General features: G+C 65.0%; 17 protein-coding genes. 13 read left to right on the forward strand and 4 right to left on the reverse strand.

Going from position 1 to position 18,073, the window contains the following annotated elements; all coding sequences use genetic code 11:
* Nucleotides 1–4: 4 nt before the first annotated feature.
* A complete protein-coding gene (locus OKW38_RS10560; protein ID WP_090804593.1) occupies nucleotides 5–1,336 on the reverse strand; it encodes a homoserine dehydrogenase in 1,332 nt (443 codons plus the stop codon).
* 102 nt (nucleotides 1,337–1,438) lie between these two features.
* Nucleotides 1,439–2,686, reverse strand: coding sequence for a pyridoxal phosphate-dependent aminotransferase (locus tag OKW38_RS10565; RefSeq protein ID WP_090804591.1), 1,248 nt, complete (start codon nucleotides 2,684–2,686; stop codon nucleotides 1,439–1,441).
* A gap of 449 nt (nucleotides 2,687–3,135) precedes the next feature.
* On the opposite strand from OKW38_RS10565, the gene OKW38_RS10570 reads away from it, so the two are divergent.
* The 13 genes from OKW38_RS10570 to OKW38_RS10630 all read left to right on the forward strand — a co-directional run bounded on the left by OKW38_RS10570 (nucleotide 3,136) and on the right by OKW38_RS10630 (nucleotide 16,198).
* Nucleotides 3,136–3,510 (forward strand): Mth938-like domain-containing protein, encoded by a 375-nt coding sequence (locus tag OKW38_RS10570; protein ID WP_090804589.1) that lies wholly within the window; start codon nucleotides 3,136–3,138, stop codon nucleotides 3,508–3,510.
* Between the two features lie 95 nt (nucleotides 3,511–3,605).
* A complete protein-coding gene (locus OKW38_RS10575; protein WP_090804587.1) occupies nucleotides 3,606–5,456 on the forward strand; it encodes an ArnT family glycosyltransferase in 1,851 nt (616 codons plus the stop codon).
* Between the two features lie 24 nt (nucleotides 5,457–5,480).
* Nucleotides 5,481–5,852 (forward strand): SMR family transporter, encoded by a 372-nt coding sequence (locus tag OKW38_RS10580; RefSeq protein ID WP_013089326.1) that lies wholly within the window; start codon nucleotides 5,481–5,483, stop codon nucleotides 5,850–5,852.
* A 176-nt stretch (nucleotides 5,853–6,028) separates the two neighbouring features.
* The gene (locus OKW38_RS10585; RefSeq protein ID WP_429361341.1) at nucleotides 6,029–7,180 is read left to right on the forward strand and encodes a DegT/DnrJ/EryC1/StrS family aminotransferase; all 1,152 of its coding nucleotides are present in this window, start codon (nucleotides 6,029–6,031) and stop codon (nucleotides 7,178–7,180) included.
* 6 nt (nucleotides 7,181–7,186) lie between these two features.
* Complete coding sequence (locus tag OKW38_RS10590; protein WP_090804585.1) at nucleotides 7,187–8,230, forward strand: glycosyltransferase; 1,044 nt, start codon at nucleotides 7,187–7,189, stop codon at nucleotides 8,228–8,230.
* Nucleotides 8,227–9,156 (forward strand): formyltransferase, encoded by a 930-nt coding sequence (locus OKW38_RS10595; RefSeq protein ID WP_429361343.1) that lies wholly within the window; start codon nucleotides 8,227–8,229, stop codon nucleotides 9,154–9,156. Before OKW38_RS10590 ends, OKW38_RS10595 begins: the two co-directional genes overlap by 4 nt.
* A complete protein-coding gene (locus OKW38_RS10600; protein ID WP_090804581.1) occupies nucleotides 9,153–10,199 on the forward strand; it encodes a bifunctional UDP-4-keto-pentose/UDP-xylose synthase in 1,047 nt (348 codons plus the stop codon). Before OKW38_RS10595 ends, OKW38_RS10600 begins: the two co-directional genes overlap by 4 nt.
* 10 nt (nucleotides 10,200–10,209) lie before the next feature.
* On the forward strand, nucleotides 10,210–11,103 hold the full coding sequence (locus tag OKW38_RS10605; protein ID WP_090804579.1) for a polysaccharide deacetylase family protein: 894 nt from the start codon (nucleotides 10,210–10,212) through the stop codon (nucleotides 11,101–11,103).
* Nucleotides 11,104–11,311: 208 nt separating this feature from the next.
* Nucleotides 11,312–11,773: a peroxiredoxin gene (locus OKW38_RS10610; RefSeq protein ID WP_429361345.1), complete on the forward strand. Its 462-nt coding sequence runs from the start codon at nucleotides 11,312–11,314 to the stop codon at nucleotides 11,771–11,773.
* Between the two features lie 117 nt (nucleotides 11,774–11,890).
* On the forward strand, nucleotides 11,891–12,025 hold the full coding sequence (locus OKW38_RS10615; protein ID WP_260321379.1) for a hypothetical protein: 135 nt from the start codon (nucleotides 11,891–11,893) through the stop codon (nucleotides 12,023–12,025).
* A gap of 103 nt (nucleotides 12,026–12,128) precedes the next feature.
* The gene (locus OKW38_RS10620) at nucleotides 12,129–13,976 is read left to right on the forward strand and encodes a PhoH family protein (RefSeq protein WP_090804575.1); all 1,848 of its coding nucleotides are present in this window, start codon (nucleotides 12,129–12,131) and stop codon (nucleotides 13,974–13,976) included.
* Between the two features lie 212 nt (nucleotides 13,977–14,188).
* Nucleotides 14,189–15,340: an NlpC/P60 family protein gene (locus OKW38_RS10625; RefSeq protein WP_429361347.1), complete on the forward strand. Its 1,152-nt coding sequence runs from the start codon at nucleotides 14,189–14,191 to the stop codon at nucleotides 15,338–15,340.
* A 51-nt stretch (nucleotides 15,341–15,391) separates the two neighbouring features.
* Nucleotides 15,392–16,198: an SDR family oxidoreductase gene (locus OKW38_RS10630; protein ID WP_090804571.1), complete on the forward strand. Its 807-nt coding sequence runs from the start codon at nucleotides 15,392–15,394 to the stop codon at nucleotides 16,196–16,198.
* Nucleotides 16,199–16,339: 141 nt separating this feature from the next.
* On the opposite strand, the gene OKW38_RS10635 is transcribed toward OKW38_RS10630, so the two are convergent.
* Together OKW38_RS10635 and OKW38_RS10640 are read right to left on the reverse strand one after the other, a co-directional pair.
* On the reverse strand, nucleotides 16,340–17,350 hold the full coding sequence (locus tag OKW38_RS10635; protein WP_184029113.1) for an inorganic phosphate transporter: 1,011 nt from the start codon (nucleotides 17,348–17,350) through the stop codon (nucleotides 16,340–16,342).
* Nucleotides 17,350–17,976 (reverse strand): DUF47 domain-containing protein, encoded by a 627-nt coding sequence (locus OKW38_RS10640; RefSeq protein ID WP_090804567.1) that lies wholly within the window; start codon nucleotides 17,974–17,976, stop codon nucleotides 17,350–17,352. Before OKW38_RS10640 ends, OKW38_RS10635 begins: the two co-directional genes overlap by 1 nt.
* Nucleotides 17,977–18,073: the final 97 nt, after the last annotated feature.

Genomic DNA, 18,073 nt, shown 5'->3' on the forward strand with positions numbered 1-18,073 from the left:
CGGCCTAGTTCAGCGCTTCCATGCGCAGCTTCGTGACTTGCGAGACGACGGTCTCGAGCGCCTCGATCGACCTGATCGCGGCATTGACCTGCTTTTCGACCGTCTCGTGCGTGATCAGCAGAATGTCGGTTTCGCCCTTGCCGTTCGCGTCGACGAGCTCCGATTCCTTTTGCAGCAGCGCATCGATCGAAATGCCGGTGTCCGCCAGAATGCGCGTGATGTCGGCGAGCACGCCGGTCACGTCGGCGACGCGCAGGCGCAGGTAGTAGCCGCTCGTGACTTCTTCGATCGGCAGGATCGGGGTGTTCGACAGGCTGTCCGGCTGGAATGCCAGATGCGGCACGCGGTGCTCGGGGTCGGCCGTGTGCAGACGCGTCACGTCGACGAGATCGGCGACCACGGCGGAAGCCGTCGGCTCGGCGCCCGCGCCCTTGCCGTAGTACAGCGTCGTGCCGACCGCGTCGCCATGCACGACGACCGCGTTCATCGCGCCTTCCACATTCGCAAGCAGGCGCTTTTCCGGAATCAACGTGGGGTGCACGCGCAGCTCGATGCCCTTGTCGGTGCGGCGCGTGATGCCGAGCAGCTTGATGCGGTAGCCGAGCTCCTCGGCGTATTTGATGTCGATCGCGGCGAGCTTGCTGATGCCTTCGACGTACGCGCGGTCGAACTGCACCGGCACGCCGAACGCGATCGCGCTCATGATCGTCGCTTTGTGCGCCGCGTCGACGCCCTCGATGTCGAAGGTCGGGTCGGCTTCCGCGTAGCCGAGCTCCTGCGCGGCCTTCAGCGCGGTCGCGAAATCGAGCCCACGGTCACGCATCTCCGACAGGATGTAGTTCGTCGTGCCGTTGATGATGCCCGCGATGTACTGGATGCGGTTCGCCGTCAGCCCTTCGCGCAGTGCCTTGATGATCGGAATGCCACCCGCCACCGCCGACTCGAACGCGACCATCACGCCGTTCGCGCGCGCCGCCTCGAAAATCTCCGTGCCATGCACCGCGAGCAGCGCCTTGTTGGCGGTGACCACGTGCTTGCCGTTGTTGATCGCGCGCAGCACGAGGTCGCGCGCGATGCCGGTGCCGCCGATCATTTCCGCGACGATCGCGATCGAAGGATCGTCGACGACCGCGTTGAAGTCATCGGTCAGCGCCACGCTGCCGGCTTCGCCGCCGAGCGCCGCGGTCGCCTTGGCCGGGTTGCGCACGGCAATGCGCGCAATCTCGATGCCGCGACCCGCGCGACGTTTGATTTCTTCCTGATTGCGGCGCAGTACCGTGAAGGTCCCGCTGCCTACCGTGCCGAAGCCCAGCAGTCCAACTTTGATCGGTTCCATGCAGCGTGTGTTTCTAGTAGAGGTTTGAAAAGGGTGTCGGGGGTGGCACGAGCGGCGCGCCTCATTTGACACATCAGGCGCCACATCGTACGCGACCCCGGCTCAGGCTGTGTGACGTTTGCGGTAGCCGTCGAGGAAGCGCGCGATCCGGTTGATCGAATCCGCGAGGTCGTCGACGTTCGGCAGGAACACGACACGGAAGTGATCCGGCGTCTTCCAGTTGAAGCCAGTGCCCTGCACGAGCAGCACGCGCTCTTCGAGCAGCAGGTCGAGGATGAACTGCTGGTCGTTCTGGATCGGATACACCTTCGGGTCGAGGCGCGGGAACATGTACAGCGCCGCCTCGGGCTTCACGCAGCTCACGCCGGGGATCGCCGTCAGCATGTCGTAGGCGAGCTCGCGCTGCTTGTACAGGCGCCCGCCCGGCACGATCAGGTCGTTGATGCTCTGATAGCCGCCGAGCGCGGTCTGGATCGCGTACTGGCCGGGCACGTTCGGGCACAGCCGCATCGACGCGAGGATGCCGAGCCCTTCCAGATAGTCTTTCGCGAGCCGGCGGTTCTCGCCGGTCAGGCCCGAAATGGCCATCCAGCCGGCGCGATAGCCGCACGAGCGGTAGCTCTTCGACAGGCTGTTGAACGTGACGGTCAGCACGTCTTCGGACAGCGACGCCAGCGACGTGTGCGTCTTGCCGTCGTAGACGATCTTGTCGTACACCTCGTCGGCGAAGATCACGAGGCCGTGCTGGCGCGCGATCTCGATCAGGCCGAGCAGCAGTTCGTCCGAGTACAGCGCGCCGGTCGGGTTGTTCGGGTTGATCACGACCAGCGCGCGCGTGTTCGGCGTGATTTTCGCGCGGATGTCATCGAGGTCGGGCATCCAGCTATTCGACTCGTCGCAGATGTAGTGCACCGGCGTGCCGCCCGCGAGGCTCACGCCGGCGGTCCACAGCGGGTAATCGGGCGCGGGCAGCAGCACTTCGTCGCCGTCGTTGACGAGGCCCTGGAGCGCCATCACGATCAGCTCGGACGCGCCGTTGCCGAGGTAGACGTCGTCCAGTTCGACGCCGTGCACGCCCTTTTTCTGCGTGTAGTGCATGATCGCCTTGCGCGCGGCGAACACGCCCTTCGAGTCGGAGTAGCCCGACGAGCTGGGCAGGTTCAGGATCATGTCCTGAATGATCTCGTCCGGCGCCTCGAAGCCGAACGGTGCCAGATTGCCGATGTTCAGCTTGATGATGCGGTGACCCTCTTCTTCGAGCCGCTTCGCATGTTCGAGGACGGGCCCGCGAATGTCGTAGCAGACATTCAACAACTTGTTGGATTTGAGAATCGGTTTCACGGCGGGCACTTGATCCTGGTTGATGGCTGGGGCAAACCTTGGGGCAAACGGGGCCTGGCTGACGACGCCGGGCCGCTCTGATTCACCGCTACGGGGAATTCGGACGCGGCGGCGACGGCGGCCAGCCGCGAAATGGGTCGAACTGTCGAGCGGCCGCGGCTTTCCGGGTTCCGGCGTGGAAAAAAACGCAGCGAAAGCGGGCGATGCCAACCCAGGTGGCCGGTGGGCCACGCCGATGTGCCCAGCGCGGCTTGTGGCGGCACTTGAGCGAGGGGCGCCGCAAGGCGGCTAAAAAGTTATAATTTAGCGGATTTTGGCCGACTTCCGCAATGCACCACCGCATCGGCAAGCCTTTTCGGCCTTCTCGTGTGTGACACGCGTCGAACCGCGCGGCCTGTGCGACGTGCAGCCAGGCCGGCAACACGCATGACGTCTCACGACGACTTCGGAAAACCAATTTGAAATTACATCAGGATTCCAGCGGCGCGCTCAATACCGTTACCGGCTACGGCGCCGACTACGTCGAAATCAATCTGGTGCGTCACGCGGGCAGTATTCTCGTGCTGCCGGACGCGCCGGTCATTCCCTGGCCCGTCTCGTCGTTCGAGCAGTTGAGCGCCGAGCATTTCGCGATGCTGGTCGACGCCGCGCCCGAAGTGGTCGTGTTCGGCAGCGGCGAGCGGCTGCGCTTTCCGCACCCGCGCCTGACCGCCGCGCTGACCGCGAAACGCATCGGCGTAGAAACGATGGACTTCAAGGCCGCCTGCCGCACCTACAACATTCTGATGGCCGAGGGCCGCAAGGTCGCGGCCGCGTTGCTGATCGAGGCCTGAGCGTGCCTGGCGCCGGCGCGCCCGGCCGGCCCGGTTCTGGCCCCCCGCGTCGCGCCCGTGCGCGCGCCGTCGATAACAAGAAGGGTTGATATTTCATGAACGATACGCCGTCGAGGCTACCGCTCAATCGCACCGCGATCCTGTTGCTGGTGCTGGTTCTCGCCGTGATCTGGTTCGTGCCGCTCGGCTGGCGCCATCTGCTGCCGAGCGACGAAGGCCGCTACGCCGAAATGGCGCGCGAAATGTTCCTGACCGGCGACTGGATCACGCCGCGCTACAACGGCTACAAGTACTTCGAGAAGCCGCCGCTGCAAACCTGGGCGAACGCGCTGACGTTCGCGTGGTTCGGCATCGGCGAATGGCAGGCGCGTCTCTACACCGCGCTGACGGGCTTCGCCGGCGTGCTGCTGATCGGCTTTACCGGCGCCCGCGTGTTCAACGCGGCGACCGGCGTGTTCGCGGCACTCGTGCTCGCCTGTTCGCCGTACTGGAACCTGATGGGCCACTTCAATACGCTCGACATGGGCCTGTCGCTCTGGATGGCGCTCACGCTGTGCGCGCTGCTGCTCGCCCAGCGCCCGAACCTGCGGCCCCCATGCGTGCGCGGCTGGATGTGGGTGTGCTGGGCGTCGATGGCGCTGGCGGTGCTCTCGAAGGGCCTGGTTGGGCTGATCCTGCCGGGCGCGGTGCTGGTGCTCTACACGCTGATCGCGCGCGACTGGGCGCTGTGGAAGCGTCTGCATCTGGTGAGCGGGCTGATCGTTTTTCTCGCGATCGTGACGCCGTGGTTCGTCCTCGTGCAGCAGCGCAATCCGGAATTCCTGAACTTCTTCTTCGTCGTTCAGCAGTTCAAGCGCTATCTGACGCCCGAGCAGAATCGCCCCGGCGCGTTCTACTACTTCGTGCCAGTACTGCTGGTGGGCTTCCTGCCGTGGCTGTCGGTAACCGTGCAAAGCGTGCGCCACGCGTGGCGCCAGCCGCGTCAGCCGAACGGCTTCGCGCCGGTCACGCTGATGCTCACGTGGATCGTCTTCATTTTCCTGTTCTTCAGCGCGTCGCACTCGAAGCTGCTGTCCTACACGCTGCCGATCGCGCCGCCGATCGCGATGCTGATCGGCATGTATCTGCCGCTCGTCACGCGCGAGCAGCTGCGCCGGCATCTGGCGGGCTACGCGCTGTTTTTCGTGGTCGCCGCGTTCGCGGCGCTGTTCCTGCCGCGCTTCGGCACTGCGCGCAATCCGGCCGAGCTGTATGCCGAATACCGCGTGTGGGTGCTCGCCGCGCTAGCCGTCGCGTTCGTGCTCACGCTGTTCGCGCTGTGGCTGAACCGCCGCGGCCAGGGCGGCGTGGGCGCCAACGCGCGAGTCGGTCTCGGCAGCCTCGCCGCGTTCGGCGCGGGCTGGCTGCTGCTCGGCACCATCGCGGGCACCGGCCACGACGTGTTCGGGCGCCTGAGTTCCGGCGCGCCGCTCGCGCCCGCGATCAAGGCCGAACTCGCGAAGCTGCCGCCCGACACGCCGTTCTACTCGGTCGGCGTGCTCGATCACACGCTGCCGTTCTACGTCGGCCACACGATGATCATGGTCGCGCACCCGGACGAGCTCGCATTCGGCGTGTCCGTCGAGCCGCAAAAATGGGTGCCGACGGTCGACGCGTGGATCGAGCGCTGGAAGGCCGATCGCTACGCGCTCGCGCTGATCCCGCCGCCGACCTACGACCGCCTCGTCAAGCAAGGCGTGCCGATGCAGGTGATCGCGCGCGATCCGCGCCGCGTGGTGGTGATGAAGCCGCTCGCCGACGCGGCTGCCGCCGCCCCGGCCGCAGCGGCGGCGGCAGCACCCGCTACCCCCGCTACCCCCGCTAACGCCGCCTCGGCAGTCGTGGAAGTGAGGCCCGCGGCATCGGCCACGCCGGCCCCCGTCTCCACGCCCGCGGCAAAGCCCTAACCCTTTCGAGAACCAGACCGTTCGATGAACCCGATTTCCCTGTTCTGCATCCTGGCCGGCGTCACGCTGAATGCCGGCGCGCAGCTGCTGCTCAAGGCCGGCACGAATGCCGTTGGACACTTCGAATTCACCCGTGCGAACATCCTGCCCATCGGCTTCAAGCTGGCAACCCAGCCGCCGATCATCGGCGGACTCGCCTGCTACGTGATCAGCGTGGCGGTGTGGATCATCGGGCTCTCGCGCGTGGACGTGTCGATCGCCTATCCGATGCTGTCACTGGGCTACGTCGTCAACGCGATCGCCGCGTGGTACCTGTTCGGCGAAGTGATGTCGGTGCAGAAGCTGGTCGGCATCGGCATCATTCTCGTCGGCGTGGTCGTGCTCGCGCGCAGCTAGGCGCGGCGCCCCGCGTAGGAACCGGCGCGGCACACGCGCCGCCTAAGCGTGACGTAAGGTAGGCCGCGGTAAGCTGAGCGGTTGCGTTTTTTAAGCCGCGGCCTTGGGTTTGCGGGTAGTTTGTGGTTTACTTCGCGCCCGTCGGGCCGCGCCCCTTTCAATCGAGCGATGCATTCATGAGCCAGTCACAAGTCCCGTTTTTGCCGTTTGTCAAACCCGAGATCGACGAGGAAACGATCCAGGGCGTCGCCGACGTGCTGCGTTCCGGCTGGATCACCACCGGCCCGCAGAACCAGAAGTTCGAGGCCGCGCTGTCCGAGTTCTGCGGCGGCCGCCCGGTGCGCACCTTCAATTCCGGTACCGCGACGCTCGAAATCGGCCTGCGCATCGCCGGCGTCGGTCCCGGCGACGAAGTGATCACAACGCCGGCCACCTGGGTGTCGACCTGCAACGTGATCCTCGAAACCGGCGCGACGCCAGTGTTCGCCGACATCGACCCGATCACGCGCAACATCGATCTCGACCTGCTCGAAAAAGCGATCACGCCGCGCACCAAGGCGTTGCTGCCGGTGTTCCTGTCGGGCCTGCCGGTCGACATGGACCGTCTGTACGGGATCGCCCGCGCGCACGAGCTGCGCGTGATCGAAGACGCCGCGCAGGCATTCGGCTCCACCTGGAACGGCGAGCGCATCGGCAAGCTCGGCGACATCGTGTCGTTCAGCTTCCACGCGAACAAGAACCTGACCTCGGTCGAAGGCGGCGCGCTGGTGCTGAACAACGAGGAAGAAGCGGTGCTCGCGCAGAAGTACCGGCTGCAGGGCATCACGCGCACCGGCTTCGACGGCATGGACTGCGACGTGCTCGGCGGCAAGTACAACCTGACCGACGTCGCCGCGCGTGTCGGCCTCGGCCAGCTGCCGCATCTCGAGCGCTTCATCGCGCAGCGCAAGAAGCTCGCGCGCGCGTACTTCGCGCAACTCGAAGGCGGCGCGGCCGTTCAGCTCGGCGTCGGCCTGCCGCCCGCGGACTTCGAAAACAGCAACTGGCACATGTTCCAGATCACGCTGCCGCTCGAAAAACTGTCGATCGACCGCGCCGGCTTCATGGGCGAGCTGAAGGAGCGCGGCATCGGCTCGGGCGTGCACTACCCGGCGCTGCACCTGTTTTCCCTGTACCGCGCGCGCGGCTTCAAGGAAGGCATGTTCCCGCACGCGGAGCGCTTCGGCGCCACCACCGTCACGCTGCCACTCTTCACGCTGATGAACGAAGGCGACGTCGAGCGCGTGTGCCGCGCGGTCAACGAAATTTGCGAACACTACGGAAAATAAGCGGACATGACTTATTCGGAACATCGCGCCGTCGCACCGGAAGTGTCGATCATCATTCCGGTGTACAACGAGGAAGCCGGACTGGGCGCGCTGTTCGCGCGCCTCTATCCGGCGCTCGACGCGCTCGGCACCGGTTATGAAGTGATCTTCATCAACGACGGCAGCCGCGACAAATCCGCGGCGCTGCTCGCCGGGCAGTTCCGCGCGCGCCCCGACACCACGCGCGTGATCCTGCTGAACGGCAACTACGGCCAGCACATGGCGATTCTCGCGGGCTTCGAGCAGTCGCGCGGCGACATCGTGATCACGCTCGACGCCGACCTGCAGAATCCGCCCGAGGAAATCGGCAAGCTCGTCGCGAAGATGCGCGAAGGTTTCGACTACGTCGGCACGATCCGTCGGCAGCGCCAGGACAGCCTGTGGCGCCGCAAGGCGTCGCGCGCGATGAATCATCTGCGCGAGCGCATCACGCGCATCAAGATGACCGACCAGGGCTGCATGCTGCGCGCCTACAGCCGCCATATCGTCGATACGATCAACCGCTGCGGCGAAATCAACACGTTCATCCCGGCGCTCGCGTACACGTTCGCGCAGAATCCGGTGGAAATCGAGGTCGCGCACGAGGAACGCTTCGCCGGTGAGTCGAAGTACTCGCTGTACTCGCTGATCCGTCTGAATTTCGACCTCGTCACCGGCTTCTCGGTGGTGCCGCTGCAATGGCTGTCGTTCATCGGCGTGATCCTGTCGCTAGGGTCCGCGGCGCTGTTCGTCCTGCTGCTGATTCGCCGTTTCGTCATCGGCGCGGAAGTGCAAGGTGTGTTCACGCTGTTCGCCATCACGTTCTTCCTGCTCGGCGTGATCATCTTCGCGCTCGGCCTGCTCGGTGAATACATCGGCCGGATCTATCAGCAGGTGCGTGCGCGGCCGCGTTATCTGGTGCAGACCATTCTCGAGCAACGCGACGGCGGGGCCGTCGCCGAAGCGCCGCGTCAGACCGTCGTGCAAGGCGTGCAGCCGGTGCCGGTCGCCGACCAGGGACACCATCCATGAAGCCGCGCGCCGTCGTATTCGCGTATCACAACGTCGGCGTGCGCTGCCTGCAGGTGCTGCTCGCGCGCGGCGTCGAGGTCGCGCTCGTCGTGACCCACGAAGACAGCCCGAGCGAGAACATCTGGTTCGGCAGCGTCGCATCGGTGGCAGCCGGGCACGGCATTGCCGTCGTCACGCCGGCCGATCCGAAGAGCCCCGAACTGCGCGCCGCGGTGAGCGCCGCGCGGCCGGACTTCATCTTCTCGTTCTACTACCGCCACATGTTGCCGCTCGACCTGCTCGCGATCGCCGCACGGGGCGCTTACAACATGCACGGCTCGCTGTTGCCGAAGTATCGCGGCCGCGTGCCGACCAACTGGGCGGTGCTCAACGGCGAAAACGAAACCGGCGCAACGCTGCACGAAATGGCCGCGAAGCCCGACGCCGGCGCGATCATTGCGCAAACACCGGTGCCGATCCTGCCCGACGACACCGCCGCGCAGGTCTTCGACAAGGTCACGGTCGCCGCCGAGCAAACGCTGTGGCGCGTGCTGCCGGCGCTGCTCGCGGGCGAGGCGCCGCATCTGCCGAACGATCTCGCGCATGGCAGCTACTACGGCGGGCGCAAACCGGAAGACGGCCGCATCGACTGGAATCAGTCCGCGCAACAGGTCTACAACCTGATCCGCGCGGTCGCGCCGCCGTATCCGGGCGCTTTCACCGAGCTGAACGGACGCCGTTTCATCGTCGCGCGCGCGCGTCTGGCCGCGCCCGGCGCGCTCCGCTCGGATTTGCCCCTGGGCCTGCACGTAAGCGATAATGCCGTTTTCGCGATCTGCGGCGACGGCCGCGCGATCAACATCCACGAATTGCGGCATCAGCACGACGGCGGCGAGTCTGCCGTCAGTCCGGCGGAATTCGCCCAGCTCATCCAATCTCATTCATGAAAAAAGTCCTGATTCTGGGTGTGAATGGCTTCATCGGCCATCACCTGTCCAAACGCATTCTCGAAACCACCGACTGGGAAGTGTTCGGGATGGACATGCAGACCGAACGTCTCGGCGACCTCGTCAATCATGAGCGGATGCACTTCTTCGAAGGCGACATCACGATCAACAAGGAATGGGTCGAATATCACGTCAAGAAGTGCGATGTGATTCTGCCGCTCGTCGCGATCGCCACGCCCGCAACGTATGTGAAGCAGCCGCTGCGCGTGTTCGAACTCGACTTCGAGGCGAACCTGCCGATCGTGCGTTCAGCCGTCAAGTACGGCAAGCATCTGGTGTTTCCGTCGACCTCCGAGGTCTATGGCATGTGCACGGACGAGCAGTTCGATCCGGAAGAATCGCAGCTGTCGTACGGCCCGATCAACAAGCCGCGCTGGATCTACGCGTGCTCGAAGCAGCTGATGGACCGCGTGATCTGGGGCTACGGCATGGAAGGCCTGAACTTCACGCTGTTTCGTCCGTTCAACTGGATCGGCCCGGGCCTCGACTCGATCTACACGCCGAAGGAAGGTAGCTCGCGCGTGGTCACGCAGTTCCTCGGCCACATCGTGCGCGGCGAGAACATCAGCCTCGTCGATGGCGGCGCGCAGAAGCGCGCGTTCACGGACATCGACGACGGCATCAGCGCGCTGATGAAGATCATCGAGAACAAGAACGGCGTCGCCACCGGCAAGATCTACAACATCGGCAACCCGATCAACAACTTCTCGGTGCGTGAGCTCGCGCACAAGATGCTGGCACTGGCGGCCGAATTCCCCGAATACGCGGACTTGGCCAGGAAAGTGCAACTGGTCGAAACGTCGTCGGGCGCGTACTACGGCAACGGCTATCAGGACGTGCAGAACCGCGTGCCGAAGATCGACAACACGAAGCAGGAACTCAGCTGGGCACCCACGTCGACTTTCGACGAAGCGCTGCGCAAGATTTTCGAAGCGTATCGCGGCCACGTCGCGGAAGCCCGCGCACTCGTCGAACAGCAATAAGGGCGCGTCCTTGGCTCGCATCGTCCTGAAGATCGACGTCGACACGCTGCGCGGCACCCGCGAAGGCGTGCCGAATCTCGCGCGCATCTTCGACCGCTTCAAGGCGCGCGCCACCTTCCTGTTCAGCCTCGGGCCCGACCACACCGGTTGGGCGATGCGCCGCGTGCTGCGGCCGGGCTTTCTGAAGAAGGTGTCGCGCACGTCGGTGGTCGAGCATTACGGCCTCAGGCAGTTGATGTACGGCGTGCTGCTGCCCGGTCCGGACATCGGCGCGAAGGCCGCGGCCGAGATGCGCGCGATCCACGAAGCCGGCTTCGAGTGCGGCATCCATACGTGGGATCACGTGTACTGGCAGGACAACGTGCGCGCCAAAGATCGCGCGTGGACCGTCGCGCAGATGCAGCGGAGCCACGCGCGGTTCATCGAGATATTCGGCGCGCCGCCCGTCACGCACGGCGCCGCGGGCTGGCAGATGAACGGCCACGCGTTCGAGCAGATCGACGCGTGGGGCATGCGCTACGCTTCCGACGGCCGCGGCCACTCGCCATATCTGCCGGTGGTCGACGGCAGGACGCTGAAGCACGTGCAGATGCCGACCACGCTCCCGACGCTCGACGAAGTGCTCGGTGTCGATGGTGTCGATACGCACAACGTCGCCGCGTGGATGCTGAAACGAACTGAAAAAAATCCGCACGACCAGGTGTTCACGCTGCACGCGGAACTCGAAGGACAGAAACTCGCGCCGGTTTTCGAACAGTTGCTCGAAGGCTGGCGCGCCCAGGGCCACACGTTCGCGACGATGGGCGATTACTACGCCACGCTAGACCGCGACACGCTGCCATCGTACCCTGTCGCGTGGGGCGAGATTCCGGGACGCTCCGGCGAACTGATCGTCCAGCCCTGAAGGCCCGCGACGCGGGAGCCGTTAGAAGGCGCGCCGCTTGTCGCCCGCCCGTTGCCGGCCTGTTGCCCGCCTGTCACCCGCTTCCTTGCCGGGTCTGACGATCGGACAACCGCGCGCCGACCGTATTCCCGAACAACAACAACCTCGACGACAGACCGGCCGACGCCGCGGCACCTAGCGACGCCAGCCCCAACAACCGGAGAACCTCGTGTCCATCGCAGTCGACCAACCCATCCCCGACTTCACCGCCGCCGCGACGGGCGGCGAAATCACGCTGTCAAAGCTGCGGGGCAAGAAGGTGGTGCTGTATTTCTATCCGAAGGACAACACGCCGGGCTGCACGACCGAAGGGTTGCAGTTCCGCGATCTGTATCCGAAGTTCAAGAAAGCCGGCGCGGAAGTGATCGGCGTGTCGCGCGACAGCCTGCGTTCGCATGACAACTTCAAGGCTAAGCTCGAACTACCCTTCCCGCTGATTTCCGACCCGGAAGAAACGCTGTGCGCCCTCTTCGCCGTCATTAAAATGAAGAAAATGTATGGCAAAGAGGTGCGGGGAATCGAGCGCTCCACGTTCCTCGTCGACGCCGATGGCGTGCTGCGCCACGAGTGGCGCGGCGTTAAAGTGCCGGGCCACGTCGACGACATTCTGGAGGCTGTACAAGCGCTTTGATGCGCGTTATATTGGCCCGCAATGAGTGCCTGTCCACCCCACATTGTTCTCCGCTGCGCCAGCCCTGACGGCCGCCTGACCGGATCCACCGGTGCCGTTCGGAGCGTGAGGCGCAACGTGAGCATCATCGTCGAGCCGCTTGCCCCGAATGCCGGGGCGGCGGCTTTTTTAATTGCGCGCGACCGTTCGTTCATTGGTTCACGCGCTTCCGTCAAGGAGCCTATCGAAAACCAGGCGAACCGGCATCTCTAGACCGAATGCGCGCCTCCTCGCGCAGACTCGATGTCCCGTGAGGGCATCGTCAGAATGCGACGGGCGGCGCACGATATGTGACCCGATCATTTCGAGGGAAACCATGCCTTTGCCTACTCCCCCCAACAAGCTCGGCAATCTTTTGTCGCCTGACGAATACAAGGCCAAAGCCGTCACGCCCGCGCGCTCCGCCGCGAAAAAACAGGCGCGTGAAGGGGAATCCGCAGAGTCGGCCGATTACGGCCGCGTCAATGTCGCCACACCGATGGCGCACGCTGCCAACGCCGCCACCACGTTGTGGCCCGTGCCCGCCGTCGAGTCGCCGCCCGCCGCGCAACCCGCGCCCGCGCGCGGCCGCAAGGCGAGGCAGACCGCCGCGCTGTTGCAGCCGGTTCCGTCCGCACGCCCGCAGTTCGAAGCCGACGCGACAGAAGCGCAGCCGATCGTCGCACGCGCGCCTGCCGCGAAGCAGCGGACGGACGAAACAGCCGCCGCGCCCGCCGCAGCGAGCCCTGCCGCCACGCGCAAGAAACGTGGCGCGGGCGCCACGCCAGCCGAGGTGCAGAAGCTTTTCGTGCTCGACACCAACGTGCTGATGCACGATCCGAGCTGCCTGTTCCGCTTCGAGGAGCACGACGTCTATCTGCCGATGATGACGTTGGAAGAGCTCGACAACCACAAGAAGGGAATGTCGGAAGTCGCGCGTAACGCGCGTCAGGTGAGCCGCACGCTCGACGCGCTCGTCGCGAACGCGGGCGACATGGCCGACGGCATTTCGCTCGCGCGTCTAGGCAGCCGCGAGGCCTCCGGGCGGCTGTACTTCCAGACCCGGCTGACCGCGATCGAGCCGGTCGAAGGTCTGCCCGAAGGCAAGGCCGACAACCAGATCCTCGGCGTCGTGCGCGCGCTGCAGCGCGATCGCGCTGATCGCCAGGTCGTGCTGGTGTCGAAAGACATCAACATGCGCATCAAGGCGCATGCGCTCGGTCTGCCCGCCGAAGACTACTTCAACGACCAGGTGCTCGAGGACAGCGACCTGCTGTACACGGGCATCCGCGCCCTGCCGCAAGACTTCTGGACCAGGCACGCGAAGGGCATGGAAAGCTGGCAGGACACGAAAACCGGCACCACGTACTACCGCGTGACGGGTCCGCTGTGCGCGTCGATGCTGGTCAACGAGTTCGTTTATCTGGAGCCGCAGAACGGCGAGCCTGCGTTTCATGCGCTGGTGCGCGAACTGAACGGCAAGACCGCGCTGCTGCAAACGCTGCGTGACTATGGCCACCACAAGAACAACGTGTGGGGCATCACGGCGCGCAATCGCGAGCAGAACTTCGCGCTGAACCTGCTGATGAATCCGGACATCGACTTCGTCACGCTGCTCGGCCAGGCCGGCACCGGCAAGACGCTGGTCGCACTCGCGGCGGGTCTCGCGCAGGTGCTCGACGACAAGCGCTACAACGAGATCATCGTGACGCGCGCGACGGTGCCGGTCGGCGAAGACATCGGCTTTCTGCCGGGCACCGAAGAGGAAAAGATGCAGCCGTGGATGGGTGCGTTCGACGACAACCTCGAAGTGCTGCAGAAAACCGACGACGCCGCCGGCGAATGGGGCCGCGCCGCGACCCAGGAGCTGATCCGCTCGCGCCTGAAGATCAAGAGCATGAACTTCATGCGCGGCCGCACGTTCGTCGACAAGTATCTGATCATCGACGAGGCGCAGAACCTGACGCCGAAGCAGATGAAGACGCTCGTCACGCGCGCGGGTCCGGGCACGAAGATCATCTGCCTTGGCAACATCGCGCAGATCGATACGCCTTACCTGACCGAGGGCAGTTCGGGCCTGACCTATGTGGTCGATCGCTTCAAGGGCTGGGCGCACAGCGGACACGTGACGCTGGCGCGCGGCGAGCGCTCGCGCCTCGCTGACTACGCGTCGGAGATTCTCTAGAGGTTCGCCGGTTTTTTTTCCGGCTTTTGATCGCAGGCCGCGTCCGGTTCGTTCCGGACGCGGCCTTTTTATTGCGCGGCGTTCCACGCAGGCAACACTTAGCGCACAAACTTCAAGTAATTTATCAACAATTCTTGCCGCAGCCTTGTTGGGCGGCTACCATCCCGACATCCTCAGTGAGTAAATGGGCGCTTACCGCCCGTGCCGTCTTCATGCGCCGACTCGCCTTATCGCTGCTGCCCGTCCTGCTGCTCGCCGCCTGTGCCGGCGCGCCGCAGAAGACGTCGCGCGGGTCAGGCGGCAGCGTCGTCGCGAACGGCGCCTATCGCGCGCCGCCGCCCGGCTTTCCCCACTTCGTCGATCACAGCATCGGCCGCGAGGAAATCTCCATTCAGGCGATGAGTCTCGTCGGCGTGCCCTACCGGTGGGGCGGCAATACGCCCGACAGCGGCTTCGATTGCAGCGGGCTCGTGCGGTACGTCGTGCTGCGCGCGGCGTCGGTGAACCTGCCGCGCACGACGGCCGAGATGAGCGGGCGCGGCGAGTCGATCGAACCGGACGAAATCGCGCCAGGCGATCTGATCTTTTTCAACACGACGGGGCGCGCGCATTCGCACGTCGGCATCTACGTGGGCAAGCTGCGCTTCGTCAACGCGCCGTCGACGGGCGGCACCGTGCGGCTCGACTATCTGACCAATCCCTACTGGGCGAAGCGCTTCGACGGCATCCGCCGGATGGCGGGACCGGCGGCAACGCCGGCGCCGTTCAATACGCCGAGCTATCAGGCTGCGGCGCCGCAAACCGAGCGAGGTGCTGCGGCCGCGGCGACGGGCACGGCAACAACCGTGGCAGTTCCGGCAGCGTCGACCTACGCGGGCCCGACGGCGCTGTCCGGCCCGGCGTCGATGGCAACGGCCCGGCCGGTCGCGAGCGCGACGCCGGCGACCCGTGCAGGCGGCGGCACGCCCGTCGTGCAAGCCGATCAATTCGAGCCGCCACCGTCGGGCCTCGGCGCCGCGCAACTGCAGGCACGCTCAGCGGGCGCCGTGGCAGCGACGATGGTCCCCGCGGCTCAGGCGAGCACGTATGAAAGCGGCGCTCGTTCGCCCGCTCAACCGATGCAGTCCGCGACGACCGCCCGCACCGTTGCCCAACCTTCACCCGACCCGATCGACGCCGCCGCCGATGCATTCGAACCGCCGCCACCCGCCTCCATCGCGGAACGCCAGGCGCGGCAGATGCAGCAGACCGAAGGCACTGGATCCGTGCAGCTCATGCGTGCGTCGACGGCTTCCCACGGCGTGCCCGCACCCACGCAAAGCAGCGACGACCCGATCGCCCGTTTCGCGAACGGCAACTTCTGACGCCGTGATCTGCTATCGTCATCGATATTCTTTCGACGGCGGGTAACGACCATGGAACTCGGGCTCAGAAATAAGGTGGTGCTCATCACCGGCGGCAGCAAAGGCATCGGTTTCGCCTGCGCGCGCGCCTTCGCACAGGAAGGCGCGAAGGTCGCGATCGTGTCGCGCGACCCCGCCAACCTTGCGCGCGCCTACGAACAGCTGAAACAGGAAGGATTCCACGTGCACCGCACGCGCGCCGACCTGCACGAAGCGCACAGCGCCGCCGATATCGTCGAGGAAGTCAGCACCGCCGTGGGCCCGATCGACGTACTGATCAACAGTGCCGGCGCCGCGCGCCGGTACGACCCCGAGACGCTCGATGCCGACGCATTCCGCGCGACGATGGAAGCGAAGTATTTCCCGTATATCTATCCGCAGCAGGAAGTGCTGCGCCGTATGGCCGAGCGCGCGAAAGCCAACGGCGGTGCCGAGCCGGGCACGATCGTCAATATCATCGGCATGGGCGGCAAGGTCGCGAGCGACATCCATATCGCAGGCGGCGCGGCCAACGCGGCGCTGATGCTCGCGACCGTCGGCCTCGCGCACTACTACGCGCGCTATGGCATCCGCATCAACGCGATCAATCCGGGCTCGACGCTGACCGAGCGCGTCGAGGAAGCGGTCCGGCTGGAAGCGGCGCAGCAAGGCATTGGCAACGACGAAGCGCTGGCCCGCGGCCAGGCCCGGATGCCGCTCGGGCGCTATGCAAAGCCGGAGGAAATCGCCGACGTGGCGCTGTTCCTCGCGAGCCGCCGCGCGAGCTATGTGACGGGCGCGATCATTCCGATGGATGGTGCGAATGCGCCGCTGATCTGAACGCGTCGTGCAACGCGCTTTTTAGTCGAACTGCGTAGGGACACCGGTGCGATGCCATGGGCGGCATGTCGCCGAAGCCCGCGCGTGCTGTTCAGCCAAACTCAGCCGAACCCGGCAGCGCAGGTCTGCATCGCATGGTGATTACAGGAAGTGGTGGCCCAGCCACCAGGCCCCGCCGGACAGCACCGCGGAAGCCGGGATCGTCAGAATCCAGGCCCAGACGATGTTGCCGGCGACACCCCAGCGCACCGCGCTCAGCTTCTGCGTCGCGCCGACTCCGACGATCGCGCCGGTGATCGTATGCGTGGTAGAGACGGGAATGCCGAGCGCCGAGGCGGTAAAAAGCGTGATCGCTCCACCCGCCTCCGCGCAGAAGCCGCCGACCGGCTTCAATTTCGTGATTTTCTGGCCCATCGTGCGCACGATGCGCCAGCCACCGAACAGCGTACCGAGACCCATCGACAGATAGCAGCCGCCGATCACCCACAGCGGCGGCGCGTCCGCCTTCATCGACGCGAAGCCGGTCGCGATCAGTAGCATCCAGATGATGCCGATGGTTTTCTGCGCGTCGTTGCCACCGTGACCCAGGCTGTACAGGCCAGCGGAGAACAATTGCAGACGCCTGAAGCGCCGGTCGACCTTGCTAGGCGGCGTGCGGAAGTACAGCCACGACACCAGCAGCATGAAAAACGAGCCGAGCACGAAGCCGAGCAGCGGTGAAATGAAGATGAACGCGACGGTCTTCATCAGGCCATCCCAGTTCAGCGATCCCCAGCCCGACTTCGCGAGCGCCGCACCCACGAGGCCGCCGATCAGCGCGTGCGACGAGCTGGACGGAATGCCGTACACCCAGGTGATCACGTTCCACGCGATCGCGCCGACCAACGCGCCGAAGATCACGTAGTGGTCGACGATGTCCGGGTCGATCGTGCCCTTGCCGACGGTCGTGGCCACCTTCAGGTGAAACACGAAATACGCGATGACGTTGAACGCCGCCGCGAACGCCACCGCCTGCTGTGGCTTCAGCACGCCGGTCGACACGACCGTGGCGATCGAATTCGCCGCGTCGTGAAAACCGTTCATGAAGTCGAACACCAAAGCAATGGCAACCAGGCCGGTGACGACCCAGATAGCGAGTTGTATCGATTGCATTATGCGTTTTCCAGCACGATGCCTTCGATGATGTTGGCCACATCCTCACACTTGTCCGTGATCGTTTCGAGCAGCTCGTAGATCGCCTTGAGCTTGATCAGGACCTTGACGTCGTCTTCCTCGCGGAACAGCTTCGACATCGCCGCGCGCAGCACGCTGTCGGCTTCCGATTCGAGCCGGTCGATGTCCTCGCAGGCCTTCAGGATCTGGCTCGCCTGCTTCATGTCCGACAGCAGGCTGACCGCGAACTGCACGCGCTCGCAGGTTGCCGTGCAGATATGCGCGAGCTGGCTCGCCTCCGACGTGACCGCTTGCACGTCGTACAGCGAGATCGCGGTGGCGACGTCCTCCATCAGGTCGAGGATGTCGTCCATCGTCGTGATCAGCTTGTGGATCTCGTCGCGGTCGAGCGGCGTGATGAAGGTCTTGTGCAGCAGGTCGATGGCTTCGTGCGTGAGCTTGTCGGCCGCTTTCTCGGCCTTTTGTACGTTCTGCTTGTGGGTTTCGGCGTCCTGCAGATTGTCGATCAGGAGTTCGAGTTCGCGGCTTGCCGAGATGATGCACGTTGCGTGCGAATTGAAGATTTCAAAGAACTTGCCCTCGGTGGGCATGAATCGACCGAACATTGGGATCCTGGAAATGGGTCACGTCATGGCTGACATAAAAGCGCCATATTGTACCGTTCCGCCATCGTTGCCGCACTCGCGACAGCGCCGTTACAAC

The organism is Paraburkholderia sp. MM5496-R1 (genome assembly GCF_050436205.1).
GTDB lineage: Bacteria > Pseudomonadota > Gammaproteobacteria > Burkholderiales > Burkholderiaceae > Paraburkholderia > Paraburkholderia tuberum.

What these genes read in the sequence shown, in the direction of transcription:
- OKW38_RS10560 (WP_090804593.1), bottom strand. Translation starts at nt 1,336, where the DNA reads ATGGAACCGATCAAAGTTGGACTGCTGGGCTTCGGCACGGTAGGCAGC.
- OKW38_RS10575 (WP_090804587.1), top strand. Translation starts at nt 3,606, where the DNA reads ATGAACGATACGCCGTCGAGGCTACCGCTCAATCGCACCGCGATCCTG.
- OKW38_RS10580 (WP_013089326.1), top strand. Translation starts at nt 5,481, where the DNA reads ATGAACCCGATTTCCCTGTTCTGCATCCTGGCCGGCGTCACGCTGAAT.
- OKW38_RS10585 (WP_429361341.1), top strand. Translation starts at nt 6,029, where the DNA reads ATGAGCCAGTCACAAGTCCCGTTTTTGCCGTTTGTCAAACCCGAGATC.
- OKW38_RS10590 (WP_090804585.1), top strand. Translation starts at nt 7,187, where the DNA reads ATGACTTATTCGGAACATCGCGCCGTCGCACCGGAAGTGTCGATCATC.
- OKW38_RS10595 (WP_429361343.1), top strand. Translation starts at nt 8,227, where the DNA reads ATGAAGCCGCGCGCCGTCGTATTCGCGTATCACAACGTCGGCGTGCGC.
- OKW38_RS10600 (WP_090804581.1), top strand. Translation starts at nt 9,153, where the DNA reads ATGAAAAAAGTCCTGATTCTGGGTGTGAATGGCTTCATCGGCCATCAC.
- OKW38_RS10620 (WP_090804575.1), top strand. Translation starts at nt 12,129, where the DNA reads ATGCCTTTGCCTACTCCCCCCAACAAGCTCGGCAATCTTTTGTCGCCT.
- OKW38_RS10625 (WP_429361347.1), top strand. Translation starts at nt 14,189, where the DNA reads ATGCGCCGACTCGCCTTATCGCTGCTGCCCGTCCTGCTGCTCGCCGCC.
- OKW38_RS10630 (WP_090804571.1), top strand. Translation starts at nt 15,392, where the DNA reads ATGGAACTCGGGCTCAGAAATAAGGTGGTGCTCATCACCGGCGGCAGC.
- OKW38_RS10635 (WP_184029113.1), bottom strand. Translation starts at nt 17,350, where the DNA reads ATGCAATCGATACAACTCGCTATCTGGGTCGTCACCGGCCTGGTTGCC.
- OKW38_RS10640 (WP_090804567.1), bottom strand. Translation starts at nt 17,976, where the DNA reads ATGTTCGGTCGATTCATGCCCACCGAGGGCAAGTTCTTTGAAATCTTC.